Source organism: Nonomuraea glycinis (assembly GCF_014646515.1).
Lineage (GTDB): Bacteria > Actinomycetota > Actinomycetes > Streptosporangiales > Streptosporangiaceae > Nonomuraea > Nonomuraea glycinis.
Window position 1 is genome coordinate 94,610 of sequence record NZ_BMNK01000005.1, and the last position, 24,262, is coordinate 118,871.

Genomic DNA, 24,262 nt, shown 5'->3' on the forward strand with positions numbered 1-24,262 from the left:
GGCGGGCACCTGGAGATGACGGTCGATATGAGCAAGATAAGGGGCTCTGACATGCAGCTTCGTGAGATGCTCCGCACCGAGCAGAGGCCGGAACGCGCGCTGGTCGCCCACACGGTACGCATGCTGTTCGACTGCGCGCAGGCCTGCACGGCGTGCGCGAGCGCCTGCCTCAGCGAGGAGCGGATCACCGCCCTGCGCAAGTCCATCAAGAACAGCCTGGACTGCGCCGATCTCTGCGAGGCGACGGCCCGCATGCTGTCCCAGGGCGGCGCCTACGACGTCGACCTCATCCGTGCCCAGATCCGCACCTGCACGGAGGTCTGCGTCCGCTCGGCCGAGGAGTGCGAACGGCGGGGCCGTGGCCCCGCCTGCGTCGAGGCCGCCCACCGGTGCGTCGAGAGCTGCCAAGCCCTCCTGGCCGAACTCGGCTGAGTCCGGGGCTGATGGCACCATGAAGGGGTGAGTGAGAGCGCGAGAAGGCTGCTGGCCGAGTTGGTGGCCGGTGGCGGGGTGTCGGTGCTCAGCGGGGCGGGCCTGTCGACCGAGTCGGGCATCCCGGACTACCGGGGACCGACGGGCCGGGCCCGTAAAGCCGAGCCGATGACGTATCAGCGATTCGTCGGAAGTGCGCGGGCACGGCAGCGCTACTGGGCGCGCAGCCACGTCGGGTGGCGGCAGATCGGCTCCGCCCGGCCGAACGACGGGCACCGGGCGGTGGCCGAGCTGGAGCGGCTGGGGCTGATCGCCGGGATCGTCACCCAGAACGTCGACGGCCTGCACCAGGCGGCCGGCGCGCGGCGGGTCATCGAGCTGCACGGCGGCCTCGACCGGGTGGTCTGCCTGTCGTGCCGGGAGCGCACCCCGCGCACCGAGCTGGAGCGCCGGCTGGGAGCGGCCAACGCGGACTGGGACGCCAGCGGGCGGATCAACCCCGACGGCGACGCCGTGCTCGACGACGAGCAGGTCGAGGGCTTCCGGGTGGTCGACTGCGAGAGCTGCGGCGGCCTGCTCAAACCGGACGTGATCTTCTTCGGCGAGAACGTGCCGCGCCCGCGTGTGGACGAGTGTTTCGCGCTGGTGGCGGGTGCGCGGGCGCTGCTCGTCCTCGGCTCCTCGCTGACGGTACGATCCGGCCTGCGGTTCGTGGACAAGGCGGCCGCCCTCGGCATCCCGATCGCCATCGTCAACCAGGGCCCGACCCGCGGCGACGCCGACGCCGCCCTCACCCTGGACGCCCCCCTCGGCCCGACCCTCACCGAACTCACCACCCTCCTACAACACCCCAGCCCGGCAAGCGCCTGACCCTTGGCGCGAGGGACCGTGAGCACAGAGGGGGCCGCGAGTAACCCGGGCACGGAGGGGGGCCGCGAGTAACCCGGGCACGGAGGGGAGCCGGGCACAATGGGAGGCATGCCCGCTGCTCCCGCCTCATGCCCCTGCGGCCTGCCCGCCTCCTACCAGGACTGCTGCGGCCGCTTCCACCGGGGCGAGGCGTCCGCCCCCACGGCCGAGCTGCTCATGCGCTCCCGCTTCACCGCCTTCGCCACCGGCGACACGGCCTACCTGCTGCGCACCTGGCACCCCACCGACCGCCCGGCCCGCCTGGACCCGGACCGCCGCCTCCGCTGGACCCGGCTGGAGATTCTGAGCAGCACGGGCGGCAGCGTGATCCACACCGAGGGCACCGTACGCTTCCGCGCCCACTACACCGAACGCGGCCGCCCAGGCGAAGTGGAGGAACACAGCCGCTTCAGCCGCCTGGACGGCCAGTGGGTCTACGCGGGCGTCGTCCAGTAACCCGTCTAGCTCCTGGCCCGCACCCGGGACGGGAGGCGGCGGGTGAGGGCGGGGAGGAGGCCCTGGGGGAGGAAGAGGACGACGAGGATGAGGACGAGGGCGTAGACGGCGTAGGACAGCACGCTGGGGGCGTAGGTGGGCATGCCGGGCAGGGCGCCGACGATGTTGAGTCCCTGGACGAGCAGGGTGATCGCGGTGGCTCCGACGACGGCGCCCCAGATGGTGCCGAGCCCGCCGACGACGGCCATGACGATGTACTGGATCGAGATCAGCACCGGGAACGAGCCGGGCGCGACGTACCCGGTGTAGAAGCAGTAGATGCTGCCCGCCAGCCCGGCGAAGGCGGCCGACAGGGCGAAGACGGCGAGCTTGTAGCGGCCGACGGGGATGCCGGAGGAGGCGGCGGCGGTCTCGCTGGTGGCCAGCGCGCGCAGTGCCCGGCCGGGTCGCGAGGTGCTGACGTTGTACGTCACCAGCATCACCAGAGCCACCCCCGCCCAGGTCAGATAGGCGTACGCGGCGGCGCTGCTCATCTCCCACGACCCGATGCCGAACTGCGGGATGGCCTGCAGCCCGATGTCGCCACCGGTGAACTCCATCTGCCCGGCCACCGACAGCAGGATGAGCTGCATGGCCAGGGTCGCGAAGGCCAGATGGTGGCCGCGCAACCGGAGCAGCGGCGTACCGATGACCAGCGCGGACGCGGCGGCGACCAGCGGGGCGGCGATCAGCCCGGCGAGCGGGGGCACGCCGCCGAGGGCGAGCAGGGCGGCGGTGTAGGCGCCGATGGCGTAGAAGGCGCCCTGGCCGAGCGAGACCTGCCCGGCGTAGCCCATGAGCAGGGAGACCCCGACGGTGACCATGGCGGCCAGGCCGAGCAGGATGTAGACGGCCAGCGCGCTGTCGTCGAGCACGGCGGGCAGCGCGAGCGTGGCGGCGGCGACGAGGAGCCCGCCCGCGAGTCTTCTCACACCGTCTCCTCGTGGATGGTGGAGCGGCGGCTCGCCTGGACGATCATGACGAGGATCATGAGCCCGAGTGCGACCTCCAGCTGATGGGAGCCGTAGCCGTAGCCCGCCGCCATGGTCTCGGCCACGCCGAGCAGCAGCGCGCCGATGAGCGTGATGACCGGGCGGGTGAGCGCGCCGAAGACGGCGGCGGCGAAGCCGTTGACGATGAGGGTGACGTCGGTGTCGAAGGAGATCGGCCGCAGGGGGGTGATGAGCACTCCGGCGAGCCCGCCGAGCAGGCCGCCGATCGCGAAGGCGAGCAGCCCCATCCGCCGCGTGTCGATGCCGACCACCCGGGCCGCGTACGGGTTGGAGGCGCACGCGGTCAGCGCCTTGCCCAGGTAGGTGCGGCCGAAGAAGAGCGCGATCAGCACGAACGTCGCCGCCGTCACGCAGATGACCAGCAGGTGCTGGGTCTGGATCCGGGCCCCCGCGATGGTCACCGAGCCGGCCAGACCGGGGGCGGAGCGCGGCTGGTCCCCCCACAGGACGATCTCGACGGCGTAGGCCAGCACGCCCACGCCGAGCGTGACGATGAGCGCCGACAGCGGGCTGGTGCCCCGCCTGCCGATGGCGGCCAGGCCGGTGAGCAGGCCCGCCACCGCGCCGGCCAGGACGGCGGCGACCTCGCTGAGGCCGTGCGGCAGTCCCATCCCGAGCAGCGAGGAGGCGCACAGCCCGGCGACCACGGCGAACGTCCCCTGGGCGAAGTTCACCACGCCGGTGACCCGGTGGATGACGACCAGGCCGCTGGCGATGAGCGCGATGGCGCAGCCGACGGCCAGGCCGTTGAGCAGGTAGCTCAGGAACGCGCTCATGTGATCGCCCCGCCCAGGTAGGCGCTGGCCACCCGTGGGTCCTCGGCCAGCTCGGCGCTCTCTCCCTCGGCCACCAGCCGCCCGGACTCCAGCACGTAGGCCCGGTGGCACAGCTCGAAGGCCAGGCGCGCGTTCTGCTCGATGAGCAGCACGGTCAGGCCGTGCTCCCGGTTGAGCTCGGCCAGGTGCGCGGCCAGGTCGGCGGTGACGGTGGGGGCCAGCCCGAGCGACAGCTCGTCGACGACGAGCGCCTCCGGGCGCGCCATCATGGCCCGGCCGAAGGCCACCATCTGCTGCTCCCCGCCGGACAGCACGCCCGCCCGCCGGCCGGCCAGCTCGGCCAGGCGGGGCAGCAGCTCGTAGACGGCGGAGGGGTCGCGCTGCCCGGAGCGCCAGCCGCCCAGGGCCAGGTTGTCGGCGACCGACATGTCAGGGAAGAGCTGGCGGCCCTCGGGGATCAGCGCCAGCCGGCCGCCGATGCGGACGGTCCCCGAGACCGGGGCGAGAATGCCGGCCAGCGTGTTGGCCAGCGTGGACTTCCCCGCCCCGTTCGGCCCGAGCAGCGCCACCATCTCGCCCTGCCGTACCGAGAGGGTGACGTGATCGAGGGCGGTGGCCGTACCGTACGAGACGACCAGGTCGGTGACGTCGATCATGAGGCCTGTCCGAGGTAGGCCGCCAGCACGAGCGGGTCCGCACGGACCTCGGCGGGGGAGCCGTCGGCGATCACTTGCCCGAGGTCCAGGACGACGACGCGGTCGGCGAGCCGCGTCACGAAGGCGACGTCGTGCTCGATGAGCAGGATGGTCAGCCCGTCCGCGCGCAGCTCCTCCACCAGCGCGGCGAGGTGCTCGCGCTCGCCGGCGCGCAGCCCGGAGGCGGGTTCGTCGAGCAGCAGCAGCCGGGGCCGCGCGCACAGGGCGCGGGCGAGCTGCAGGGCGCGCTGCTGCCCGATGGGCAGCAGGTCGGCGGGCCGGTCCGCCCACTCGGTCAGCCCGACCCTGGTCAGGGCCGTGTCCGCGGCCCGCGCGATCTCGCGCTCGTCGTGGTGATGGCGCGGCAGCCGCAGCGCCGCCGACACGAAGCCGGCGCGGGTACGGCCGTGCATGCCGACCATGACGTTCTCCCGGACCGTCATGCCGCGGAAGACCCTGGCCGCCTGGAAGACGATGGACATGCCGAGCCGGGCGCGCCGGTGCGGCGCGAGCCGTTCGACGCGGCGGCCGAGGAAGGAGATCTCGCCCCGGTCGGCCGTCAGATGGCCGGTGATGAGGTTGAACAGCGTGGACTTGCCGGCTCCGTTGGGCCCGATGACGCCGCAGACCTCGCCTTCGGCGACACCGAGCGTGACGTCGTGGACGGCGTAGACGCCGCCGAACGAGCGTGAGACCCCGGTGACCGTCAGCACCCGCTACTCCGCCGTGACGGTCTTGGCGAGCTGCTCCTTGGCCCAGTCGGTGGGCACGAACTGGCCGTCCTTCACCGTGTTGACCGAGATGAACTCGGGGGACAGCCCGGAGTGGTCGGTGGGGGAGTAGCGGAAGCGGCCGTTCGGCGTGATCAGGTCCATGCTCTCCAACGCCTGCTGGATCTTGGTCTTGTCGGTGCTGCCGGCCTTCCTGATCGCCTCGAACAGCAGCAGGCTCGCGCTGTAGCCGTCCTGGGCGAACTGCGGCGGGCCGTAGCCGTGCTTCTGCTTGTACGGGGTGGCCATCTGCTCGATGATCTTCTTCTGCTCGCCGTCGGGCAGGTGCTCGCCGACCACCCCGATGGCGCTCTGCACGGTCATGCCCTCGGCGGCCGCGCCCATCGGCTCCAGCCACAGCTTGCTCGCCTGGGAGGCGGTCAGGAACAGCGGCGTCTTGAGCCCGGAGGCGGCGTACTGCTTGGCGGCGGTGACGCCGGGCGCGCCGGAGCCCCAGAAGACCAGCGCCTCGGCCGCCGACTCGCGGACGTGGGTGAACAGCGGGCTGAAGTCCGAGGTGCTGGTCTCGTACGCCTCGTCCACGGCGAGCGTCACGCCGTACTTGGGCGCCAGCTTGACCATGGCCGCGTGCCCGGACACCGAGTAGGCGCTCTTGGAGTCCCAGGCGACGGCCACCGTCTTGATGCCCTCGGCCTGGATGTACTGCAGGTAGCGCTCGGCGTACATGCTGGACAGCGCCGGGGTGACGAAGACGTAGGACTTGATCGGCTCGACCTGCTCCTGGGCGGGGGCGAGCGACAGGTAGGGCATCTTGTCGCGCTGGGCGAGGGGCTCGATGGCCAGCGCGGAGTTGGAGAAGACCGGGCCGATGACCGCGTCGATCTCGCCCTTGATCTGGTTGTAGGCCACGATGCCCTGGTCGGGGGCGGTCTTGTCGTCGCGGGTGACCAGCTCCACCTTGCGGCCGAGTAACCCGCCCTGGCCGTTGACCTGCTCGACGGCGAGCTCCACGGCCTTCTTGTCCTCGCTGCCCAGCGGGGTGTAGTTGCCGGTGAGCGAGACGATGAGGCCGACCTTGATCGTGTCGTCGGTGCCGGAGCCCGCACCGCCGTTGCCGCCGCAGGCCGCCAGGGCCAGTACGAGGCACGCCATGGATGGAAGAAGCCTGCGCATCTGGACCTCCCGGACCCGCGATGTGGCCCTGAACATAGGCAGGTAGATTACGGCTGTCAAGACAATGCCCAACATGTGTCGGAAGCGGGCTGTGATGGCACAGGGACGGGAGGGCGGTTGCGTCCCCAGTCGGTGATCCTGACGTTCCTCGGCGACCACGTGTTCGGCCGGGGGATCTGCGTGTCCTCCGGCAGTTTCATCGAGGCGTTCGCCCGGGTCGGGATCTCCGAGGAGGCGACCCGCTCCACGCTGACCCGGATGGTCAACCGCGGGCTGCTGCGCCGTCAGCGGGCCGGGCGGCGGATGTACTTCGGGCTCACCCCGCTGAGCACCGAGGTGCTCAAGGACGGCGAGCGGCGCATCTGGCACAGCGGGGTCGTCAACGACGCCGGCGAGGACCGGTGGACGCTCGTCGGGTTCTCGCTGCCGGAGTCGTGGCAGCGGCAGCGGCACGAGTTACGCTCCCGGCTGATCTGGGCCGGGTTCGGGCCGTTGCAGAACGGGCTGTGGATCGCGCCGGGCGACGTCGACCCGGCCCGGGTGATCGACGGGATCGGCGCCGGGGTCAAGGTGTTCTCGGCCGAGCCCAGGCACCCCACCGACATGCACGCGCTGATCGGCGACGCCTACGACCTGGCCGGGCTGGGGCGGCGTTACGAGGCGTTCCTGCGGCGGTGGGACCGGGCCGATCCCGAGGTCGCCGCGCCGGACGACCTGGCCCGCTCGCTGACGCTGCTCACCGAGTGGCTGCAGATCATCAGGGCCGATCCCCGGCTGCCGCTGCGCTACCTGCCGCACGACTGGCCGGCCGAGAAGGCGCAGCGGGTCTGCCACGTGCTGCACGAGCGGTTCCAGCCGGAGGCGGTGGCGATCACCGCCCGCATCCTGGACACCGTTCCGGACGTATGCCAGCAAAGTTAGGCAGAACGGTGACAGCCGTAGCGAAGTGGCCTAGCTTGTTGGCGGAGACCGTGGAGGAGTGCGGATGCGGAATCAGGGGCTGGGCTCGTGGCCGGCCCGCAGGACGCGGATGTCGCCGGACAAGGTGGCGCTGACGCACTGCGGCCTGCACCGGACCTACCGCGACCTGCACATCAGGACCAACCGGCTGGCCCACGCCCTCGCGGAGCTCGGCGTGCGGCGCGGCGACCGGGTCGCCTACCTGGGAGCCAACCATCCGGCGCTGGTGGAGACGTTCTTCGCCGCCGGAGCGCTGGGAGCGATCTTCGTCCCGCTGAACACCCGCCTGACCGCACCCGAGCTGCGCCACATCGTCGAGGACGCCGGCGCGGAGGTCATCCTGCTGGGGGACGGGCACGACGGCGCCGGACTGCCGGGCCGCCACGTGCTCGCGACCGCGTACGAGGACCTGCTCGCCTCGGGCGACCCAGCACCGATCGACGAGCCGGTGACCCACGACGACCCCTGCCTGATCATGTACACCTCGGGCACCACGGGCCGGCCCAAGGGCGCCGTGCTCACCCACGGCAACCTGCTCTGGAACACCTTCAACCTGCTGGTCGACGTCCCCCTCGCGCACGACGAGGTGACGCTGGTCAGCGCGCCGCTGTTCCACATCGCGGCGCTGGCCCAGACGCTGATCCCGACCGTGCTCAAGGGCGGCAGGGCCATCCTGGAGGAGTCCTTCGACGTGGCCGCCACCTTCGACCTGATCGAGGCCGAACGGGTCACCGTGATGTTCGGGGTGCCCGCCATGTTCACCTTCCTCGCCCAGTCGCCGCGCTGGCCGGACGCCGATCTGTCCAGCCTGCGCCACCTGCTGTGCGGCGGCGCACCGGTCCCCGAGCCGCTGATCCGGACCTACCAGGAGCGCGGGCTGACGTTCCTGCAGGGGTACGGCCTGACCGAGACGGCGCCGGGCGCCCTGTTCCTGGGCGCGGAGCACTCGGTGGCCAAGGCCGGTTCAGCCGGTGTGCCGTGCTTCTTCTCCGATGTCAGGCTGGTCGCCACGGACGGCTCGGCCGCGGCTCCCGGCGAGCCGGGCGAGGTCCACGTACAGGGGCCGAACGTGACGCCGGGCTACTGGCGGCGGCCCGAGGAGACGAGCAAGGTGCTGTCGGACGACGGGTGGCTGCGTTCCGGTGACGTCGGCGTCGCCGACGAGGAGGGCTACGTGCGCATCTCCGACCGGATCAACGACATGATCATCTCCGGCGGGGAGAACATCTACCCGGCCGAGGTGGAGAACGCCCTGTACGGCCATCCCGCGGTGGCCGAGTGCGCCGTGATCGGCGTCCCCGACGACCGGTGGGGCGAGGTCGGCAAGGCCCTCATCGTGCTGCGGCCGGGCCGGACCGAACAGCCCGGCGACCTGGTCGCCCATCTGGACGGCCGGCTCGCCCGTTACAAGATCCCCAAGCACGTGGAACTCGTCCCCGAGTTACCCAGGAACGCGGCGGGCAAGCTGCTCAAGGCCCAGATCAGGGCACGATACGGCACGTCCTAGGACCCTGTGGCCAGGCCGGTCCCGCCGCTCTACTTTTGACAGTGACGTCCCCCTCAAGGAGATTCGCATGCGCACCACACCCCCGTTCCGCGCGGACCACGTCGGCAGCCTGCTGCGCCCGGCGACCTTGCTGGAGGCCAGGCAGACCCTCACCGGCCAGGAGCTGCGCGAGGTCGAGAACGACGCCGTCCGCGAGGTCGTGCGCAGGCAGGAGGAGATCGGCCTGCAGTCGGCCACCGACGGCGAGTTCCGCCGGAACTCCTGGCACATGGACTTCATCCACCGGCTGAGCGGCATCGGCACCGCGTCGGACGAGAACATCACCGTCCGCTTCCACAACGAGCAGGGCGACATCGAGTTCACCCCCGCCGCGCTGCGCGTGCACGACAAGATCCGGGTCACCGAGCCGATCTTCGGCGACGACTTCACGTTCCTGCGGGACACCGTCACCACGGCCGTGCCCAAGCTGACCATCCCCTCGCCCAGCATGGTCCACTACCGGGGCGGCCCCGCCGCCATCGACCCGGCCGTCTACCCGGACGTCGAGGAGTTCTGGGCCGACCTCAGCGCCGCCTACGCCGAGCAGGTGCGCAGGATCGGCGCGCTGGGCTGCACCTACCTGCAGTTCGACGACACCAGCCTGGCCTATCTCAACGACCCCTCCCAGCGGGCCGAGCTCACCGAGCGCGGTGACGACGCCGAGCACATGCACCTGCGCTACATCAAGCAGATCAACGCCGCGCTCGCCACCAAGCCCGAGGGCATGACGATCACCACCCACATGTGCCGGGGCAACTTCCGCTCCTCCTGGGCGGCCTCGGGCGGCTACGACTTCGTCGCCGAGGCGCTGTTCGGCGAGCTCGCGGTGGACGGCTTCTTCCTGGAGTTCGACGACGAGCGCTCCGGCGGCTTCGAGCCGCTGCGCTATGTGCCCGAGGGCAAGATGGTGGTGCTCGGCCTGGTCACCACCAAGCACGGCGAGCTGGAGTCGAAGGACGCGCTCAAGCGCCGCATCGACGAGGCCGCCAAGTACGTCGACCTGGACCAGCTCTGCCTGTCGCCGCAGTGCGGCTTCTCCTCCACCGTCGAGGGCAACGAGCTCACCGCCGACCAGCAGTTCGCCAAGCTGGCCCTGATCGTGGAGACCGCCCGCGAGGTGTGGGGCTAACTCATCCGGCCGGGCGTCGTCCCGGCCGGAGCCGGCGGCCGAGCGCAGCGAACAGCCGCCTCGGCACCGCCAGGGCCAGCACGGCCAGGACCACGTGCACCGCGATGAAGGCGTACGCCTCGTTCCGCGTCGCCACGTGCCCCAGCCGGACCGTGATGTGGTGCGCCCAGTCCCAGACCTCCGGAATCCCGTCCAGCCTGCTGTTCAGCATCACCGCCACCAGGTCCTCCAGGCCGGACAGCTGCAGGATCGTCATGGCCGCGCCGACCCGCAGCACGCCTTCGCGCGAGCCGCCGCCGACCCGGTAGGCCAGCGCGAGCCCGATCATGATGAACGGCACGAACACCACGACGTGCAGATACAGGTCCTCGAACTCGGCCGTGCCGTCGACCATGTCGAGCGCGGTCATGAACGTCGCGGGCACGAAGTAGCAGAGGAAGCCCAGGAAGATCGCGGGCAGCGCCACCAGATGCAGCCGCAGCCGCCGGGCCCACGCCACGTCCAGCCAGGCGACGCAGGCGAGCGCGGCTAGCTGCGGGGTCACCTTGACCAGCAGCATCCAGACCGAGGAGATCTCCCGCTCGTACGGGATGACGAACCTGACCAGGGCGGCCAGCGCCACCGCCAGGGCGCCCAGCGGCAGTGCGACGCGGTTGTCCCGCCAGAACGAGGACGAAGTGGACAGCATGCGGATCCCAGTCAGTGTGTGGAGAGAATCGGGGTGCCGTGCTCGGGGCAGCCGGCCGTGATCAGTGTGTCCAGTGCTTCGGCGCCGTCCGGGACGACGCCGACCAGCACAGGTCTTCGCCGGCGCAGCGCCGTGACGGCCACCGCCCGCCCTGCCGGCCGAGCGTGAAAACGCCGCCACAGCAGGTGAATCCGGCCGCAGGCGGGATGGACCCCGGCGAAATAACCAAGATGCGGATCATGAACAACTACGGCCCGAACACCCGGCGCGTCCCCGCGCCGAGCATCCTGTACGTCTCCGCGCCGGGCATCTTGTACGTCTCCAGGCCGGGCACCCGGCGCGTCCCCGAGACGAGCATCCCGTACGGCGAGTGCCACGGTCATGCGCTCGACGGTGTGCACCTGGACTCCGTCGAGCTCCGGCAGGATCGCGTCGAGGGCGGACCGTTCGCCCACCACGATCGCCCGCCCGGCCCGCGACGCGAGCTCGTGCGCGGCGGCGTTCAGCGCGTGGCGCCGGTCCTCGTCGACGACCCGGGCGTCCGGGGCCAGCAGCACCCCGTACCGGGGACCGGCCGGGGTGAGAGTCCGCCGGTCGAGCACGGCGGGACGCACCTCCAGCACCGGGGTCCGGCGGGGCGCGCCCGTCAGGGCGAGCACGTCCCGCAGCTCCCGCCCGTCGCCGATCCACAGCGACGGCTCCTGGGAGGCGTCGAAGGGCAGCGCGAACGGGCACAGCCGGTGCAGCTGACCGGCCAGCGCGCCGGAGGGGGTGGCCTCGGGCTCGTCGAGTGCCCGCCCCGCCGCCGCCCACTGGTCGCGGTAGAACGGCACCCTGCCGAAAGCCGTCCGGACGACCCTGCGGTAAGCCCGCTCCCACCGGGCCGCGGAGAACCTGCCCGGCATGGACGCCGAGCGGGCCGCGGCGACCCTCACCGGCATCGACCCCGAGCGGGCCGCGGCGAACCTACCCGGCATCGACGCCGACCGTGACCAGCTCCTCGACCTGGGCCAGCACGCTCGCGACCGCGTCGGCCGAGGCGCCCGAGGCGAGCACGTACCCGAGCTTGGCCCGGCACTCGGTGTAGGGCATGACCCGATCGCCCGGCGAGGCGGTGACCAGCACGTCGGCCACGCCGGGCAGGGCCAGCGCTGCCGGCAGGCCGTCCAAGGACACCAGCGTGCCGGCGTGCCCGGCGCGCAGCATGCGGACGGAGGCGTGCCTGTTCCAGCGGGGGGTGAGGTCCGGGCGCCGGCCGGTGGCGAGCTGGACGGCGGCGGCCACGGTGTCGACGCCGTACATCAGGCCGAGAGCCTCTCCCATGCCGTTGCCGCCGATCCGCGCGCCCATCTCGATCAGCACGACGCCGTCGCCGGTGACGAACAGGTCCAGGTTCAGCGGGCCGTCGGTGTAGCCGACCTCGGCGCAGACGAGTTCGAGCTGCCGGGTGACCTCCTTGACCAGCGCCGGGTCGCGGGGGGCCATGTCGTGGCCGACGGCGACGACCTGGGGGGCCTCGACCACCCGGTCACTGAGCCCGAGCAGGGCGACCTCGCCGTCCTGGAGGAACGCCTCGCCGCACAGGTCCTGGCCGGTCACCAGCTCCTCGGCGATCACCGTGGCCGAGGGTGAGGCGGCCGCGGCGGCCGCCACGGCGGGGCCGAGCGCACCGGCGGCGGCGCACACGGTGATGCCCCTGGAGCTGCCGGAGTCCACCGGTTTGACGATGACCGGGAAGCTCAGCCGTACGGCCTCGCGCAGGACCTGGGCGGCGGAGCCGCTGACGTGGCGCGGCCCGCCGAGGCCGAGCCGGTCGCAGACCTCGCGGAAGTACGCCTTGTCCACCGAGGCCCGCAGCGCGTCCGGGGACAGCCCGCAGGGCAGCCCGAGCCGCCCCGCCAGCTCCACCAGGGACGGCAGGTTGATGTCGCTGCCCGGGGCGAGCAGTCCCACCAGGTCGGCACGGTCCGCCAGGGCCGCGCTCACCGCGTCCACGTCGCGGGTGCTCAGGTGCAGGAACTCGTCCGCCTCGGCGACACCGGGGGCGTCGGCGCGCAGGTCGACGCAGACGGTGCCGAGCCCGAGCCGCCGGGCGGCCCGGAAGGAGCTGATCGTGCCGTCCGACCCGCCCAGGATGACCAGTCGCCTCACGCGGTCGTCACCGGGGTGTTCCAGTGAACGCCGCGGGTCTCGATGAACCAGTCCACCGTCTTGGCCATGCCGTCCTCGAGCGAGACCAGCGAGCTCGGCTCGATGCCCACCGACAGCAGGGTCTCGGTGTTCGCGGTGACGGCGGTGTCGGGTGTCTCGCCGGGGCGCATCGGCAGGTCGGCGATGGGCACCCGGGGATAGCCGCGGGCCACGCAGATGTCGATGACGAGCTCGGCGACCTCCCGGATGGTGGCGGAGGTCGTGGGGCCGACCTCGACGACGTGGTCGAGGACCGTTCCCGCCGCCGCCGTCTCCAGCGAGGCCACGAGGGTGCGGGCCACGTCGGCGACCCAGACCATGTCCGAGACCTGCGTGCCGCCGCCGTACAGCTCGACCGGCATGCCGCTCAGCGCGCGGCAGACGACCGCTGGGGTGATCTTGCGCACCTTGCCGGAGGCGAACGGCGGCGCGGCCTGCTGGCGCGGACCGTAAGCGTTTACAACGCGAACGTTGTTCACTTTGGTGCCGCGGTGGGCGTTGAACATGCGGACGAAACGTTCCACGGCCGTCTTGGAGATGGAGTAGCTGTTGTCCATCCAGTGGTTGCCGACGCAGATGTAGACGCCGGGCAGGTCGTACTGGGCGACGGCCTCCAGGAAGTTGAGGCCGCCGATGAGGTTGGTCTCGGCGGCCGGCCGTGGGTTGGTGATGGTCTCCTGGGTGCCGAGCACGGCCGCCAGGTGAATGATCGCGTCGCAGTGGGCCGCGAGCTCCGTCATGGCGGTGGCGTCGCGGATGTCCCCGCGCATGAGTTCCCAGGGCAGGTCGCTGCCCGCGCGTCCCCGGTGATCGAACACGAGCGGAATGTGGCCCCTGGTGACGAGTTCTTCGCACACGTATCGGCCAATGAATCCGTTTCCGCCGGTCACTCCGACCTTCATTGCCACCTCTTGACGGTTGTTGTGTTCAAGGTGCTGAACGCCATGGTCAGGCGCCACGGTTGATCACAGCATGAGTCATCTGGGAAGATCCTCACTCAATGAGAGTCTGTGTCCATGTTGTGATGATTTCGCCATCGAGGGTTACCGCGTGAAAGTGAGCCTTCTGGACCCCTGCCGAGACCCCGAGCCACCTGGCTGGGAAGAGTTCCGGCAGGCCGAGGGCCTGTCCGCCATCTGGGCGTACGACGTGATCGCGGCGTCGTCCGAGGACTCGTGGGCCCGCCCGCTGCTGGCCCTGTGCCACGACGACGGGCGAGTGGTGGGGATGGTCGGCGCGGTCTACATCGGGCTGAGACGGCCGCACTCCAGCCGCGCGCCGCGCCCGCGCCGGGAGCCGATCGTCCTCGACGTCCGCCTGCCCGGTCATTCGAACGGTCCGACCTGGCACTTCGGCGCGGACGTGCCGGCCGAGACGCGCCGGAGCCTGCTGGCGCGATTCGAGCGGGCGGCGGCCCGCCTGCTCGGCTGGGGTCTGGCCGGAGTGCTCTATCGCATGGTGGACGTCCCACAGCTGTCCCTGGTCGCCCGCCGTGGCGCGATCACGCGAGACTCTCCCGGCAGCACCTTCCTGCGGCTGACCTGGCCCACGACAGAGGGCTGGATCAGCTCGCTCAGCAAGAACCGCAGAAAGACGCTGCGCCGCCAGATCACCGCCATCGCCCAGGCGGGCGACCTGGAGGTGCGCGAGGGAAGCAAGCGCGACGACCTCGACCCGGCGGAGATGGCCGAGCTGAACCGGGTGCACACCGCCCGGCTGGCCGCCCGCTTCGACCCCCGGCCCCCGCTGCCTCCCGCGTACTTCGGCAGCCTGCTCCCGCGCGACGACGTCTCCGTCATCTCCTACCACTCGGCGCAGCGGTTACTGGCCTTCGGGATCGTGTACGAGCACCCGACCGCACCGGTCAGCGGGCCGTGGGCGGCGCTGCGACCGGAGGAGGGCGGCCGCAAGGACCTCTACTTCGACGTGCACGCCCGCATCGTCCGCCGGGCGATCGACGCGGGCGGCCAGCGGGTGCTCTTCGGCAGAGGCAGGGTGGAGATCAAGACCTCACTGGGCTTCGAGTACGTCCCGCTGAAGCTCGTCGCCGTGCCCCGGTGGGCGATGGGATGAGCCTCACCCTGCAGATCCTCGACCCCCGCCACGACCCCGAGCCCGCCGACTGGGAAGAGCTGCGCGGCGCCGCCCGTCAGTGCGTGACCTGGCGGTACGACCTGCTGCGCGCCTACGCCTGGGCCGCCCAAGCGCCGCTGCTGCTCACCGTGCTGAGACAGGCGGGCACCGCGATCGGCGCGGTGTCGGTGTCCCTGCGCGGCTTCAGGCCGCACCGGGGCGCCTACGCAGGTCGCCGCGACTTCGCGGGCATCTTGGACGTTCACGCGCCGGCGAACCGCTCCCAGAAAGGCTGGTGGTTCGCCGGCGACCCGGCCCCCGAACAGCGGCGGGAGCTGCTGCGCGGGTGCCTGCGCGGCCTGCGCCGCGAGCTGGGCGCGGGCTGGCGCGGCACCGTGTGGCGGGAGGTGTCGCCCGGCGAGCCGGAGCTGCTGCCCGGCCGGGTCCGGGTCACCCTCCCCACCGCGCCGCTGGCCAGGCTCGCGACCCCGTGGCGCGGCGTAGGGGACTGGTACGCCCTGCTCGACCGCGCCCGCCGGGACTCCCTGCGGCGGCGGGCCAAGAAGTTCGCCGCCGATCCGAGCCTGTCCATCCAGGTCGGACCGGCCCGCGACCTGGTGAGCGGAGCCGAGGCCGCCGAGCTGCGCGCCGAGAACGACCTCAAGCACCGCAGCCGGCTCTTCCCGCTCGCCCCGCTGCCGCTGCCCTACCTCGACGCCCTCGTCGGCGGCGACGAGGTCGTGGCCATCAGCTACCGCGACGACGGGCGGCTGATCGGGCTCTCCCTGATCCTCGACCACCCCGACTGGCCCATCTGCCTGAGCTGGGGGGCCCGGCTGCCCGAGGACGGTGGCCGTAAGCACCTCTATTTCGACGGCTACGTCCGCATGGTGGAATGGGCGACGGCGTCCGGCAAGACCGGACTCGTCCTCGGCAAGGGGCAGGCCGAGGCCAAGAGCGCCCTCGGCGCCGACCTCGTCCCCTCCGCCGCGCTGGCCGTGCCCCTGTGACCGCTGTGACTCCCGTGGACGAGCCCATGACCTGCGTGCAATGCGGGCACCCGCACCCCGCCCTGATCGCCCGGCGGCTGCGCCCGATCCGCTACTCCTGCCGCTCCTGCGGCGCCGTCTTCCGCCCCGCCCCACCTCCCGCCCCCGGCTCGCTTCTCGCGCCCGGCCTGTCTTCCGCGCCCGGCTCGTCTCGCGCGCCCGGCCTGTCTTCCGCGCCCGGCCTGTCTTCCCTGCCCGGCCTGTCTTCCGGGCCCGGGTCGTCTCTCGCGCCCGGCTCGTCTTCCGCGCCCGGTCCGCGTCGGCTTGCGTCCGTGGACGGCGACCCGCTCGCGGCCTACATGTCGGCTCCCATGGTCCGGTGGGTGCGCGAGAGCGCCGGGGAGAGTCCGGACGCACCGGACCGGGCCACGCTCGCCCGCTGGTACAAGGGGTTCGACGCGCTCGTCGCGGGCGCCGCCACCTCGGCCGAGTCGCGGGCCGTCGTCGAACGGGTCAGCGACGCCGTCCCCCTCGCCGTGCCGCCCGCGTTCTCCCAGGTGTGCGCCGCCCTGCACGCCACCTGTTACGACCCCGGCCTCGCCCTGGCCAGGCTGGGGCGTACCGAGCCCTTCGTGGTCGAACGCGTCGGCCACCTGCGACGCTGGCTCGCCACCGCGGGCCGGCCCACCACCTGGCTCGCGGCGCCCGAGGCGCCGCCGCCCGCCAGACAGGCGGTCGAAGGTTTGCTCACGCTGCCGGAGTCGTTCACCACCGACCAGGTCAGAGCCCTGTTCTGCGCGCTGTTCGGGGTGGACAAGGGGCCGTCCCTGCCGGGGGTACGCGCCCGGTTCGGCGACGAGCGCATCCACCAGGCCCTGCTCACCTACCTGGAGACCGGCGACCGCCCCCTGCGCCACGTCGTGGCAGCCGACATGGAGACGAAGTGACCGCCATCGCGGGACGGTCGGGGCGCGGTGTGACCGCCGTCGCGGGCGATCGGGACGTGGCGTGACCGCCGTCGCCGCGCACCGGATCGGGGTGCGCCGGCTGCTCACGTTGCTGGGTGGCCGGGCCACCTTCCGGCTGCTGCTGTACGGGTCCTCGGGCGTTCTGGTCGCGGCCTGGAGCCGGGAGGACTTCAACGCCTACGCGGCCGCCGTCGGCGCGGTGGGCTGGCTGTGCATGGTGGTGCAGTCGGGTCCGGAGAAGGCGGCGCTCACCCTCATCCCGCGCGCCTCCCGTACCCGTGAGCAGCTCGCGGGCCTGCTCCGCGCGGTCGTCGCGTACGTGCCGCTGCCCTTCACCGTGGCCGCCGCCGTCGGGCTCGTCCTCGCGCCCGGCTCCACCGTCACGATCTACCTGCTGGCCATCGCCTACTACATCGGCCTCGGCTGCGGCTCGCTGGGCGTGGCGGTGCACCGCGCCCTCGGCCGCTACACCTACGACACCGTCCACTTCTCGCTCCTCGGCCTGGGCATGATCGCCCTGGCCGGGCTGGCGTTCACCGCGCACCTGCGGCCCACCGGCTACCTGGCCGGGCTGCTGGCCCTGGTCACCGTGCTCAACCTTGTCCTGCTGCGCGGGCTGCCGCGAGCCACCGGCTCCCGCCGGGCGCTGCGCGGCCTGCTGGCCGGCACGGTGCTGCTGATGGGCGCCGCCGACGTGATGAGCAACGCCATCGTCGGGACGCTCTTCGTGGAGCTGTCGGTCTCCGCCCACGCCGGGCAGAGCGGCGACCTCTACCTGATGATCCTCGGCTGGGGCTTCGCCGCGTCCGTCGTCTACACCGTGCAGCGGATCTACCAGCCCCGCCTGGCGCTGTGGATGACCTCGGGCGGTTCCGCGCGGGCGCGGACGTTCGGCAGGCGCGTCGCGGACCTGGCCATCGTGACCAGTGCCCTCTGGCTGGTCCTCGCGGGGGCGGCGCTGGCCGCGGGCGTGGCCGGGACCCGCTCGCTGCTCGCCCTGGCCGTGCTGCTGGCGTCGCTCCTGCCCGCCAACACGCTGGCGAGCTTCGGCGTATTCGTGCTGGAGAACTCCGGCAAGAGCGGCCTGCGCCACAGCGCCAGGGCTGCCGTCCTCGCCTGGGCGGCGGTGGCCGCGCTGGGCGCGCTCACCGTCCCGCTCGCCGGGGCCGCCGGCGCGGTGTACGCGCTGGGCGCGCAGGGATTCGTGCTGGGACTCGCGCTGAGGAGACGCATGTGACGACCGAGCCGTCGGGGCTGACCGTGCTGGTGCCCTGCTTCAACGAGGGAGCGCAGGTCGAGGCCGCCCACCGTGAGCTCGTCGAGGCGCTGAAGGAGGTCGGCGAGCTGGAGATCCTCTTCGTCGACGACGGCAGCACCGACGACTCCCTCGACCGGCTCCGCCGGCTGGCCGAGACCGACCCGAGGGTGCGCTACCTGTCCTTCACCCGCAACTTCGGCATCGACGCCGTGATGGCCGCCGGATTCAGCTACGCGGGCCGGCCCTGGACGGTCCAGTGCGACGCGGACCTTCAGGTGCCGCCGGAGGAGATCTGGACCCTGCTCGACAAGGCCGCGCAGGGCTACGACGTGGTGTTCGGCGAGCGGCGGGGCCGGCGCGATCCGCTGGTCCGCAGGGGCGGCTCGGCCGGGCTGCACTGGACGGCCCGGCGGCTGTTCGGCATCGACATGCCGCGCGGCGCCTCCACGTTCAGGCTGGTCCGCACCGGCCTGGCCCAGACGATCACGGAGCTGCGGCTGCCCTGGTTCATCCCGGCGGTGCCCCTGGTCGGCGCCCGGTACGCGGTCACGCCGGTCACGCACCGCCCCCGGACGGCGGGCCGGTCCAAACTGCGCGTGGCCAGGCTGGCGGCGCACTCCTTCGAGCTGTTCTTCGGCTTCTCCTGGCGTCCGCTGGCCGCCGTCTACGCGGCGGGGGCGCTGGGCGGCTGCCTGGCGCTGGTGCTCGCGGCCCTCGGCTATGCCGGGGTGGCGGGCGGCAGCGCGTTCGCGGCGACCCAGGTGCTGCTCACCGGGCTCACGGTGGCGGCGGTGGCGCTGCTCGGGCGCTATCTCCACCGGCTGCTGCGCGAGTCGTCGCGGCTGCGTACCTACTACATCAAGGAGGCGAACGTGCCGCTGCGCCCGGAGGACACGCTCACCGGCGGTCAGCCCGGCCCGCCGCCCCCGGCACGTGCCTGACCGGATCCCACCGGGATCCGGTCGGCGTCGTACGGCGGGGTGTCAGGCGGGGCAGACCATGCCGATGCCGCAGATGACCACAAGCCGGCCGGGGGTGACCCAGCCGGGGTGGTGCGCATTTCCGGTGGGCAGCGTGAAAAGGGCGAGTGGCAGGTTGTTCGGCAGACATCCGCACAAGTCCTTTATCGATTTAAATCCAGTCATGGTGGATATTTCACTGCAGCCGTCGATCAGCAGCCAGCCCAGCGGCACGAGGGCGCCGTTGGAATCTCCCGCCGTTCTGATGAGTGCGGGGTCCGAAGGCGCGTGCGCGGCCGGCTTGGTGGCGCCTTTCCGCGAGGGCTTGCGCGCCGGTGCCTCGGCGCCGAACCTGACCAGGCCGAGGCTGGTCAGCAGAAAGGTGACGCCGGCGATGACGCTGGACACCTCGTCCGCCGATCCGGCGCCCTCAGTGATGAACGTGGCGATGAGATAACCGAGCGCGACGAGGGCGAGGCCGCGGGACAGTGCCTTTTTCGTACCGGCGTACTTCCTTTTGATGGACATTTTCCTGGACATTGTGTGGAGCCTCGGCTTCTCTCGTTACGGCCGCTCTTCAGAGCTTTTCTGTCTGATGTGACGCGGTCGTTACGAGGTACGCCGACAGCATGGCTGTCACGATTCAGCAACGTTGAAAACTTTACGATCCGCGTTTCTCTGTATTTGCGGATATATCCCGAATTAAGGGTGAGGTGCGTCAGCGGCTGGGGCGGAGCGGGCGTCAGGTGGGCCAGTCGATGCGGAGGCGGTCGTGGCGGGCTGGGTCGACCCTGACCGGTAGGACGGCCCCGGGCGCCACCCTGTCCGGCGGGATGCGCGGCAGGGACTGGCGGTGGGAGAGGGGGTAGGGCGGCGTGCCGGGGACGCTCACGGTGAGGTCGAAGGCCACGACCGGCCGGCCGTTGACGGTCAGGCCGGTGTCGCTCATCGTCTCGACCACCGCCTGCGCCGGCAGGCCGGTGGCCAGCAGGCGTCGCGCGTCACGTGACCTGATCAGGAACGGGAGTCCGACGCCCGCCAGGATCAGCGCCGTGCCGCCGGTGATCAGCAATGCCATCAGCATGCCCTGCCCCACACTCACCGAACACCCACAGCGTGGAAGCCCCGTCCTTCAGGGCGGGGAGGAAGCGCGGAACGGTCAGGCATCTCGGCCTCCCGGTTTTGTCGGTGGCGGTCGGTAGTTTGATCGGCGTGTCTCGTTACCGGCTCCAGCCGTCGCCTGCTCAGGAGGTGATGTTGCTGGAGCATTGTGGGCACGCCCGGTACGTGTGGAATCTCGCGGTGGAGCAGCACCGTCACTGGAAGCCGGGGCGCAGGTCCGCGCCCGGTTTCGCCGAGCAGTGCAGGCAGTTGACGCAGGCGCGGGCGGAGAACGGCTGGCTGCGCGCAGGATCGATCATCGTTCAGCAGCAGGCGCTGAAGGACTTCGCTCAGGCCATGGCGAACTCTTTCGGCGGGACGCACCGCAGGCCGACATGGCGCAGGCGCGGGCAGGGCGAAGGGTTTCGGATCGTCGCGGTCAAGAGCGGTGACGTCCGCCGCCTGACCCGCCGTGTCGGCGAGGTGAAGATCCCGAAGGTGGGGTGGGTGCGGTTCCGTTGGAGTCGTGCCGTCCCCGAGGGGGTGAAGTCGTATCGGGTGACCCAGGACACGGCCGGGCGTTGGCATGTGGCCTTCGCCGCGATCCCTGAGCCGATCCCCGCACCGGCTGCGGGCGAGGTGGTGGGCGTGGATCGGGGCGTGGCCGTGTCGGCGGCGCTGTCCACCGGCGAGCTGCTGCACACCCCTGCGCTCCGCGACCCGGAGAAGGCCCGGCTCCTGCGTCTGTTGCGCAGGCTGGCGCGGGCCGAGCGTGGGTCGAAGCGGCGCGGCAGGGTGAAGGTGGCCGTGGCGAGGTTGAAGGCCCGGGAGAGGGATCGGCGTAAGGACTGGGTGGAGAAGACCAGCACCGATCTGGCCCGCCGGTTCGGTGTGATCGCCGTCGAAGACCTCAAGATCGCTAACATGACCCGCTCGGCCAGGGGCAGCATCGACGCGCCGGGCCGCAACGTCCGCCAGAAGGCGGGCCTCAACCGGGGCATCCTGGCCAACGGGTGGGGCCGGCTGGTGGCCCGGCTGGAGCATAAGGCTCCCGGCCGGGTCGTGAAGATCAACCTCGCGTACACGAGTCAGCGTTGCTCGGCGTGCGGGATCGTGGATCGGCAGGCGCGCGAGAGCCAAGCCGCCTTCCGCTGCCGATCCTGCGGATACGCCGCCAACGCCGACGTGAACGCGGCCAGGAACATCGCACACGCGGCAGGGCATGCCGTGTCCGCGCGGGGAGGCCCGCCGTTGGGCGAGCCGATGAACCGCGAACCTCAACGCGACCTCCTCCTCGTTAGGTAGCTGGCGTTGGAATCCTCTGCCTTCAGGCGGGGGAGGATGTCAACGATGCTCCCGCTCTCCGGGCTCGACAGATCTCCGTCGAACGTAGCGACCGGTCATTGCACGCCGCTTGATCGCTGATTGCACGATGTGTCAAGGGACGGCGACGGCGGGCAGGGTGACCGGGCCGGGGATGGGGTCCAGGACCTCCTCCTGGGACCGGCCGGCGGGGACGATCACGTCGAGGGCCTGGGGGACGGACCCCGGGCCGAACGAGCACAGCGGCGCGCCGCCGCCGGGGGCGCAGACCCCGAACTGGTACGGCTCCGGGGTGGCCGTGAAGCCCCTGGCCTGGTCTGGGCTGAACCCGTCCTGGCCGGTGAGCACGACCGCGAAGCGCCAACCCGGTCCCGGCGTGCCGAAGCCGGCCCTGGGCAGGGCGACGGTGATCGTCCGGGTGGTGCCGGACGCCCGGACCGCCGCGCCGCCCGGGGCGGTGTCGGCGGCGGTCACCCAGACGGGGGCGGCGAAGCCCTGCGCCACGTTCATCGGCCCGCTGGGATGATGCCGGAGATCTGCTCGGCGAGCGCGGCCAGGTGCGCGAGCGCGGAGCCGGAGGAGGCGTCCGGGACGGCGGCGATGACGTGGTCGATGCCCTCCGAGGCCAGCTCGCCGCACACTTGGACGCTCTCGCCGACGCTCTGCCCGTCGGGGATGCGCAGGTGGAGCGTCTTCTCGATCTCCTCGTACGGCCTGCCGAGCCGTTCGCAGTGAGCGCGCAGTACACCAAGCTTGTGCGTGACGTCGGCGCCGTGCAGCAGGTTGCAGGCGTCGGCGTACTCGGCGACCAGGCGGAGGGTCTTCTTCTCGCCGCTGCCACCGATCAGGATCGGCGGGCGGGCCTGCGGCGAGTTGAGCGTGCGCGACAGCCTGTAGTGCCTGCCTTCGTACGGTCCGTCCTGCTCGCTCCACATCTGCTTGGCGATCCGCAGCGTCTCCTCCAGTCGCTCGAACCGCTCGACCAGCGGCGGGAACGGCAGGCCCAGGCCGTGCGCCTCCTCCTCGTGCCAGGCGGCGCCGAGCCCGAGCACGGCACGACCGCCGGAGAGCGCGTCCAGCGTGCTCACCTGCTTCACCAGCAGGCCAGGCGCGCGATAGACGGCCCCGGTGACCAGGGCGCCCAGCCGCACTCGGCTGGTGAGGGCGGCGGCGTAGGACAGCGTGCCGTACGCCTCCAGCATCGGCTCCTCCGCGGTGCCGAAGTTGGGGATCTGGAAGAAGTGGTCCATCACCCACAGGCTGTGCAGCCCCGCCTCGTCGGCGCCGCGGGCGACGTCCGCGAACCTGCCGGCGATGGCGGCGTCGCCACCGGGCCAGGTGAAGCTGGGGCACGTCAAACCGAGTCGCATGAACACTCCTTAGAGAATTTGGGCATGAAAAAACCCTCTCGGCCGGATTTCTGCATCCACGGCCGAGAGGGCAAGGTGTGCACCCATTATCTCATGGTCTGAACAACGAAACGGCCGGCCGCTCGCGCGCGGCCGGCCGTCCCCTCGTCGGAGGTCACGCCATCGTGAAGCTGCGGTCCAGCCCGGTCATGCGCAGCAGCCGCGACATGTACGGACGTGGCGCGGCCAGGACGACGGTGATGCCCTGCGACCTGGCCCGGCTCTGGATGCCGATCAGCACGCCGAGCCCGGCGGTGTCACAGAACACCAGGCTGGACAGGTCCAGGACCAGCCGGTCCGTGCTGTGCCGCAGCGTGTGCAGGAGCCGTCGGCGCAGGGCGTGACTGGTGAAGATGTCGATCTCGCCGGAAAGGTGGACCGTGGTCGGGAGGGCAGAGTCGGGAGTGAGAGTGAGTATCGTGATCGCCGGCCTGTCGAGGCTCACGGGAACCGGAGCCAGAGCGTCTATCGCCGGGGGCGACGCCGGCCGAATGCCGGCGCACTGGAGATCCTCGGTATTTCGACCTTACCTCAGCGACCATTATCAAAAGCATGGCGTAATCGAGAGGTCACTCCGGGTATCGATCACCCTGCACGACATGATCGACATCCAGCAGGAGAACTCCATGTTCAAACACGCCATCGGCGCATTCGCCATCGCCGCCACCACTGTGCTGCTGTCGGCCGGGCCCGTGGCCGCCGACCCGTGGTGGGACGACGACTGGTCGGAGGAGTGCGCCACGTACACGGTCAGGCCGGGCTGGCTGCCGGACTGGCCGCTGTTCGACGCCCTCGGCGTCAGGCGGATCGTCCAGAACACGTCCGGCAGCGCCCGGGTGTGCCTGGACCGCAACGGCCGGCCGGTGGTCGAGCGCCTCCGCTTCAGGGAGCTGCCCATCCGCTGAGAGCGTGGCCGTCGGAGGCGAGCCCGCCCGTGATCCCTGATAGACGCCCGCTCTCACGGGCAGGGCTCAGCCCATGAACAAGACGCTGATCGCCACCGCCCTCGCCACCGCCACCACGGCCGCCGTGGGCGCGCTGGCGACCCGCTCGGGCTCGCGTTGGTACCAGCGGTTGAGCAAGCCCTCGTGGCAGCCGCCGGCGCCGGTGTTCCCCCTGGTGTGGAACCCGCTGTACGCCCTCATCGCCTACGGCGGAGCCCGCGCCCTGACCAGCGCGGAAGGCGCCGAGCGAGACGCGCTGACCCGCACCCTGGCCGCCAATCTGGCGCTGAACGCCGCCTGGCCGGCGCTGTTCTTCAGAGCCAGGTCCCCGCGGCTCGCCCTCGCCGAGATCATCGTGCTCAACGCCTCCAACCTGATGCTGGTCCGGCAGGCCGCCCGCGCCGACCGGACCGCGGGCCTGCTGCTCGTGCCCTACGCGGCGTGGACGGGGTTCGCCACCGCGCTGAACGCCTCCATCGCCCGCAAGAACAGTTAGAGCCG

At 71.6% G+C, this 24,262-nt stretch carries 28 protein-coding genes; 14 read left to right on the forward strand and 14 right to left on the reverse strand.

The genetic code is table 11. The features are described 5' to 3' along the window. The first annotated feature begins 51 nt into the window (after nucleotides 1-51). The 3 genes from IEY87_RS16365 to IEY87_RS16375 all read left to right on the forward strand — a co-directional run bounded on the left by IEY87_RS16365 (nucleotide 52) and on the right by IEY87_RS16375 (nucleotide 1,797). Nucleotides 52-432 (forward strand): four-helix bundle copper-binding protein, encoded by a 381-nt coding sequence (locus IEY87_RS16365; RefSeq protein ID WP_189139527.1) that lies wholly within the window; start codon nucleotides 52-54, stop codon nucleotides 430-432. A gap of 27 nt (nucleotides 433-459) precedes the next feature. Then, on the forward strand, nucleotides 460-1,302 hold the full coding sequence (locus IEY87_RS16370) for an NAD-dependent protein deacetylase (RefSeq protein WP_189139528.1): 843 nt from the start codon (nucleotides 460-462) through the stop codon (nucleotides 1,300-1,302). A gap of 108 nt (nucleotides 1,303-1,410) precedes the next feature. After that, on the forward strand, nucleotides 1,411-1,797 hold the full coding sequence (locus IEY87_RS16375; RefSeq protein ID WP_189139529.1) for a YchJ family protein: 387 nt from the start codon (nucleotides 1,411-1,413) through the stop codon (nucleotides 1,795-1,797). 5 nt (nucleotides 1,798-1,802) lie between these two features. Here the strand turns inward: IEY87_RS16375 and IEY87_RS16380 are convergent, their stop codons facing one another. Genes IEY87_RS16380 through IEY87_RS16400 form a run of 5 tightly spaced genes read right to left on the reverse strand, consistent with a single transcriptional unit; the run spans nucleotide 1,803 to nucleotide 6,203 of the window. Beyond that, a complete protein-coding gene (locus IEY87_RS16380) occupies nucleotides 1,803-2,768 on the reverse strand; it encodes a branched-chain amino acid ABC transporter permease (RefSeq protein ID WP_189139530.1) in 966 nt (321 codons plus the stop codon). After that, nucleotides 2,765-3,625 (reverse strand): branched-chain amino acid ABC transporter permease, encoded by an 861-nt coding sequence (locus IEY87_RS16385; RefSeq protein WP_189139531.1) that lies wholly within the window; start codon nucleotides 3,623-3,625, stop codon nucleotides 2,765-2,767. Before IEY87_RS16385 ends, IEY87_RS16380 begins: the two co-directional genes overlap by 4 nt. After that, nucleotides 3,622-4,281, reverse strand: a complete 660-nt coding sequence (locus tag IEY87_RS16390) for an ABC transporter ATP-binding protein (RefSeq protein ID WP_189139532.1) — start codon at nucleotides 4,279-4,281, stop codon at nucleotides 3,622-3,624. Before IEY87_RS16390 ends, IEY87_RS16385 begins: the two co-directional genes overlap by 4 nt. Next, a complete protein-coding gene (locus tag IEY87_RS16395; RefSeq protein WP_189139533.1) occupies nucleotides 4,278-5,033 on the reverse strand; it encodes an ABC transporter ATP-binding protein in 756 nt (251 codons plus the stop codon). Before IEY87_RS16395 ends, IEY87_RS16390 begins: the two co-directional genes overlap by 4 nt. A 3-nt stretch (nucleotides 5,034-5,036) precedes the next feature. Beyond that, nucleotides 5,037-6,203 (reverse strand): ABC transporter substrate-binding protein, encoded by a 1,167-nt coding sequence (locus IEY87_RS16400; RefSeq protein WP_225277070.1) that lies wholly within the window; start codon nucleotides 6,201-6,203, stop codon nucleotides 5,037-5,039. A 138-nt stretch (nucleotides 6,204-6,341) separates the two neighbouring features. Between IEY87_RS16400 and IEY87_RS16405 the strand changes: the two genes are divergently transcribed. The 3 genes from IEY87_RS16405 to IEY87_RS16415 all read left to right on the forward strand — a co-directional run bounded on the left by IEY87_RS16405 (nucleotide 6,342) and on the right by IEY87_RS16415 (nucleotide 9,859). After that, nucleotides 6,342-7,145 carry a PaaX family transcriptional regulator gene (locus tag IEY87_RS16405; protein WP_189139535.1) on the forward strand — a complete coding sequence of 268 codons (804 nt, stop codon included), beginning with the start codon at nucleotides 6,342-6,344 and terminating at the stop codon, nucleotides 7,143-7,145. A 64-nt stretch (nucleotides 7,146-7,209) separates the two neighbouring features. Beyond that, nucleotides 7,210-8,691 (forward strand): acyl-CoA synthetase, encoded by a 1,482-nt coding sequence (locus IEY87_RS16410; RefSeq protein ID WP_189139536.1) that lies wholly within the window; start codon nucleotides 7,210-7,212, stop codon nucleotides 8,689-8,691. A 67-nt stretch (nucleotides 8,692-8,758) separates the two neighbouring features. After that, complete coding sequence (locus IEY87_RS16415; RefSeq protein WP_189139537.1) at nucleotides 8,759-9,859, forward strand: 5-methyltetrahydropteroyltriglutamate--homocysteine S-methyltransferase; 1,101 nt, start codon at nucleotides 8,759-8,761, stop codon at nucleotides 9,857-9,859. 1 nt (nucleotide 9,860) lies between these two features. On the opposite strand, the gene IEY87_RS16420 is transcribed toward IEY87_RS16415, so the two are convergent. Genes IEY87_RS16420 through IEY87_RS16435 form a run of 4 tightly spaced genes read right to left on the reverse strand, consistent with a single transcriptional unit; the run spans nucleotide 9,861 to nucleotide 13,639 of the window. After that, nucleotides 9,861-10,547 carry a hypothetical protein gene (locus tag IEY87_RS16420; protein WP_189139538.1) on the reverse strand — a complete coding sequence of 229 codons (687 nt, stop codon included), beginning with the start codon at nucleotides 10,545-10,547 and terminating at the stop codon, nucleotides 9,861-9,863. Nucleotides 10,548-10,558: 11 nt separating this feature from the next. Continuing rightward, nucleotides 10,559-11,524: a hypothetical protein gene (locus IEY87_RS16425; protein WP_189139539.1), complete on the reverse strand. Its 966-nt coding sequence runs from the start codon at nucleotides 11,522-11,524 to the stop codon at nucleotides 10,559-10,561. Further along, nucleotides 11,514-12,698, reverse strand: a complete 1,185-nt coding sequence (locus IEY87_RS16430; RefSeq protein ID WP_189139540.1) for an ATP-grasp domain-containing protein — start codon at nucleotides 12,696-12,698, stop codon at nucleotides 11,514-11,516. The genes IEY87_RS16425 and IEY87_RS16430 overlap by 11 nt, the downstream gene beginning before the upstream one ends. Further along, nucleotides 12,695-13,639 carry an NAD-dependent epimerase/dehydratase family protein gene (locus tag IEY87_RS16435; RefSeq protein WP_189139541.1) on the reverse strand — a complete coding sequence of 315 codons (945 nt, stop codon included), beginning with the start codon at nucleotides 13,637-13,639 and terminating at the stop codon, nucleotides 12,695-12,697. Before IEY87_RS16435 ends, IEY87_RS16430 begins: the two co-directional genes overlap by 4 nt. Before the next feature lie 148 nt (nucleotides 13,640-13,787). On the opposite strand from IEY87_RS16435, the gene IEY87_RS16440 reads away from it, so the two are divergent. The 5 genes from IEY87_RS16440 (at nucleotide 13,788) to IEY87_RS16460 (ending at nucleotide 18,966) form a co-directional block, all read left to right on the forward strand. Beyond that, a complete protein-coding gene (locus IEY87_RS16440; protein ID WP_189139542.1) occupies nucleotides 13,788-14,810 on the forward strand; it encodes a GNAT family N-acetyltransferase in 1,023 nt (340 codons plus the stop codon). Further along, the gene (locus tag IEY87_RS16445) at nucleotides 14,807-15,820 is read left to right on the forward strand and encodes a hypothetical protein (RefSeq protein WP_189139543.1); all 1,014 of its coding nucleotides are present in this window, start codon (nucleotides 14,807-14,809) and stop codon (nucleotides 15,818-15,820) included. Before IEY87_RS16440 ends, IEY87_RS16445 begins: the two co-directional genes overlap by 4 nt. A gap of 26 nt (nucleotides 15,821-15,846) precedes the next feature. Next, the gene (locus IEY87_RS16450) at nucleotides 15,847-16,746 is read left to right on the forward strand and encodes a hypothetical protein (RefSeq protein ID WP_189139544.1); all 900 of its coding nucleotides are present in this window, start codon (nucleotides 15,847-15,849) and stop codon (nucleotides 16,744-16,746) included. A 61-nt stretch (nucleotides 16,747-16,807) separates the two neighbouring features. Then, nucleotides 16,808-18,004, forward strand: a complete 1,197-nt coding sequence (locus tag IEY87_RS16455) for a hypothetical protein (RefSeq protein WP_189139545.1) — start codon at nucleotides 16,808-16,810, stop codon at nucleotides 18,002-18,004. Further along, on the forward strand, nucleotides 18,001-18,966 hold the full coding sequence (locus IEY87_RS16460) for a glycosyltransferase family 2 protein (RefSeq protein WP_225277069.1): 966 nt from the start codon (nucleotides 18,001-18,003) through the stop codon (nucleotides 18,964-18,966). Before IEY87_RS16455 ends, IEY87_RS16460 begins: the two co-directional genes overlap by 4 nt. A gap of 42 nt (nucleotides 18,967-19,008) precedes the next feature. Here the strand turns inward: IEY87_RS16460 and IEY87_RS16465 are convergent, their stop codons facing one another. Together IEY87_RS16465 and IEY87_RS16470 are read right to left on the reverse strand one after the other, a co-directional pair. Further along, nucleotides 19,009-19,512 (reverse strand): hypothetical protein, encoded by a 504-nt coding sequence (locus tag IEY87_RS16465; protein WP_189139546.1) that lies wholly within the window; start codon nucleotides 19,510-19,512, stop codon nucleotides 19,009-19,011. A 214-nt stretch (nucleotides 19,513-19,726) separates the two neighbouring features. Continuing rightward, nucleotides 19,727-20,068, reverse strand: a complete 342-nt coding sequence (locus tag IEY87_RS16470) for a hypothetical protein (protein WP_189139547.1) — start codon at nucleotides 20,066-20,068, stop codon at nucleotides 19,727-19,729. Nucleotides 20,069-20,196: 128 nt separating this feature from the next. Here IEY87_RS16470 and IEY87_RS16475 point away from each other — a divergent pair, with 128 nt between their 5' ends. Continuing rightward, nucleotides 20,197-21,390, forward strand: coding sequence for an RNA-guided endonuclease InsQ/TnpB family protein (locus IEY87_RS16475; protein ID WP_189139548.1), 1,194 nt, complete (start codon nucleotides 20,197-20,199; stop codon nucleotides 21,388-21,390). Between the two features lie 132 nt (nucleotides 21,391-21,522). Here the strand turns inward: IEY87_RS16475 and IEY87_RS16480 are convergent, their stop codons facing one another. The 3 genes from IEY87_RS16480 to IEY87_RS16490 form a co-directional block, all read right to left on the reverse strand. Beyond that, the gene (locus tag IEY87_RS16480) at nucleotides 21,523-21,918 is read right to left on the reverse strand and encodes a glucodextranase DOMON-like domain-containing protein (protein WP_189139549.1); all 396 of its coding nucleotides are present in this window, start codon (nucleotides 21,916-21,918) and stop codon (nucleotides 21,523-21,525) included. Then, nucleotides 21,915-22,778, reverse strand: coding sequence for an LLM class F420-dependent oxidoreductase (locus IEY87_RS16485; RefSeq protein WP_189139550.1), 864 nt, complete (start codon nucleotides 22,776-22,778; stop codon nucleotides 21,915-21,917). The genes IEY87_RS16480 and IEY87_RS16485 overlap by 4 nt, the downstream gene beginning before the upstream one ends. 154 nt (nucleotides 22,779-22,932) lie before the next feature. Continuing rightward, nucleotides 22,933-23,262, reverse strand: coding sequence for an STAS domain-containing protein (locus IEY87_RS16490; RefSeq protein ID WP_225277068.1), 330 nt, complete (start codon nucleotides 23,260-23,262; stop codon nucleotides 22,933-22,935). A gap of 154 nt (nucleotides 23,263-23,416) precedes the next feature. Between IEY87_RS16490 and IEY87_RS16495 the strand changes: the two genes are divergently transcribed. Then, nucleotides 23,417-23,722 (forward strand): hypothetical protein, encoded by a 306-nt coding sequence (locus tag IEY87_RS16495; protein ID WP_189139551.1) that lies wholly within the window; start codon nucleotides 23,417-23,419, stop codon nucleotides 23,720-23,722. A 73-nt stretch (nucleotides 23,723-23,795) separates the two neighbouring features. Continuing rightward, on the forward strand, nucleotides 23,796-24,257 hold the full coding sequence (locus IEY87_RS16500) for a TspO/MBR family protein (RefSeq protein ID WP_189139552.1): 462 nt from the start codon (nucleotides 23,796-23,798) through the stop codon (nucleotides 24,255-24,257). Nucleotides 24,258-24,262: the final 5 nt, after the last annotated feature.

Bases quoted from the DNA above. Each gene is read 5' to 3' on its own strand.
- IEY87_RS16365 (WP_189139527.1), top strand. From the start codon at position 52: ATGCAGCTTCGTGAGATGCTCCGCACCGAGCAGAGGCCGGAACGCGCG.
- IEY87_RS16375 (WP_189139529.1), top strand. From the start codon at position 1,411: ATGCCCGCTGCTCCCGCCTCATGCCCCTGCGGCCTGCCCGCCTCCTAC.
- IEY87_RS16385 (WP_189139531.1), bottom strand. From the start codon at position 3,625: ATGAGCGCGTTCCTGAGCTACCTGCTCAACGGCCTGGCCGTCGGCTGC.
- IEY87_RS16390 (WP_189139532.1), bottom strand. From the start codon at position 4,281: ATGATCGACGTCACCGACCTGGTCGTCTCGTACGGTACGGCCACCGCC.
- IEY87_RS16400 (WP_225277070.1), bottom strand. From the start codon at position 6,203: ATGGCGTGCCTCGTACTGGCCCTGGCGGCCTGCGGCGGCAACGGCGGT.
- IEY87_RS16410 (WP_189139536.1), top strand. From the start codon at position 7,210: ATGCGGAATCAGGGGCTGGGCTCGTGGCCGGCCCGCAGGACGCGGATG.
- IEY87_RS16415 (WP_189139537.1), top strand. From the start codon at position 8,759: ATGCGCACCACACCCCCGTTCCGCGCGGACCACGTCGGCAGCCTGCTG.
- IEY87_RS16420 (WP_189139538.1), bottom strand. From the start codon at position 10,547: ATGCTGTCCACTTCGTCCTCGTTCTGGCGGGACAACCGCGTCGCACTG.
- IEY87_RS16425 (WP_189139539.1), bottom strand. From the start codon at position 11,524: ATGCCGGGTAGGTTCGCCGCGGCCCGCTCGGGGTCGATGCCGGTGAGG.
- IEY87_RS16435 (WP_189139541.1), bottom strand. From the start codon at position 13,639: ATGAAGGTCGGAGTGACCGGCGGAAACGGATTCATTGGCCGATACGTG.
- IEY87_RS16445 (WP_189139543.1), top strand. From the start codon at position 14,807: ATGAGCCTCACCCTGCAGATCCTCGACCCCCGCCACGACCCCGAGCCC.
- IEY87_RS16450 (WP_189139544.1), top strand. From the start codon at position 15,847: ATGACCTGCGTGCAATGCGGGCACCCGCACCCCGCCCTGATCGCCCGG.
- IEY87_RS16465 (WP_189139546.1), bottom strand. From the start codon at position 19,512: ATGTCCATCAAAAGGAAGTACGCCGGTACGAAAAAGGCACTGTCCCGC.
- IEY87_RS16470 (WP_189139547.1), bottom strand. From the start codon at position 20,068: ATGCTGATGGCATTGCTGATCACCGGCGGCACGGCGCTGATCCTGGCG.
- IEY87_RS16480 (WP_189139549.1), bottom strand. From the start codon at position 21,918: ATGAACGTGGCGCAGGGCTTCGCCGCCCCCGTCTGGGTGACCGCCGCC.
- IEY87_RS16485 (WP_189139550.1), bottom strand. From the start codon at position 22,778: ATGCGACTCGGTTTGACGTGCCCCAGCTTCACCTGGCCCGGTGGCGAC.
- IEY87_RS16495 (WP_189139551.1), top strand. From the start codon at position 23,417: ATGATCGACATCCAGCAGGAGAACTCCATGTTCAAACACGCCATCGGC.
- IEY87_RS16500 (WP_189139552.1), top strand. From the start codon at position 23,796: ATGAACAAGACGCTGATCGCCACCGCCCTCGCCACCGCCACCACGGCC.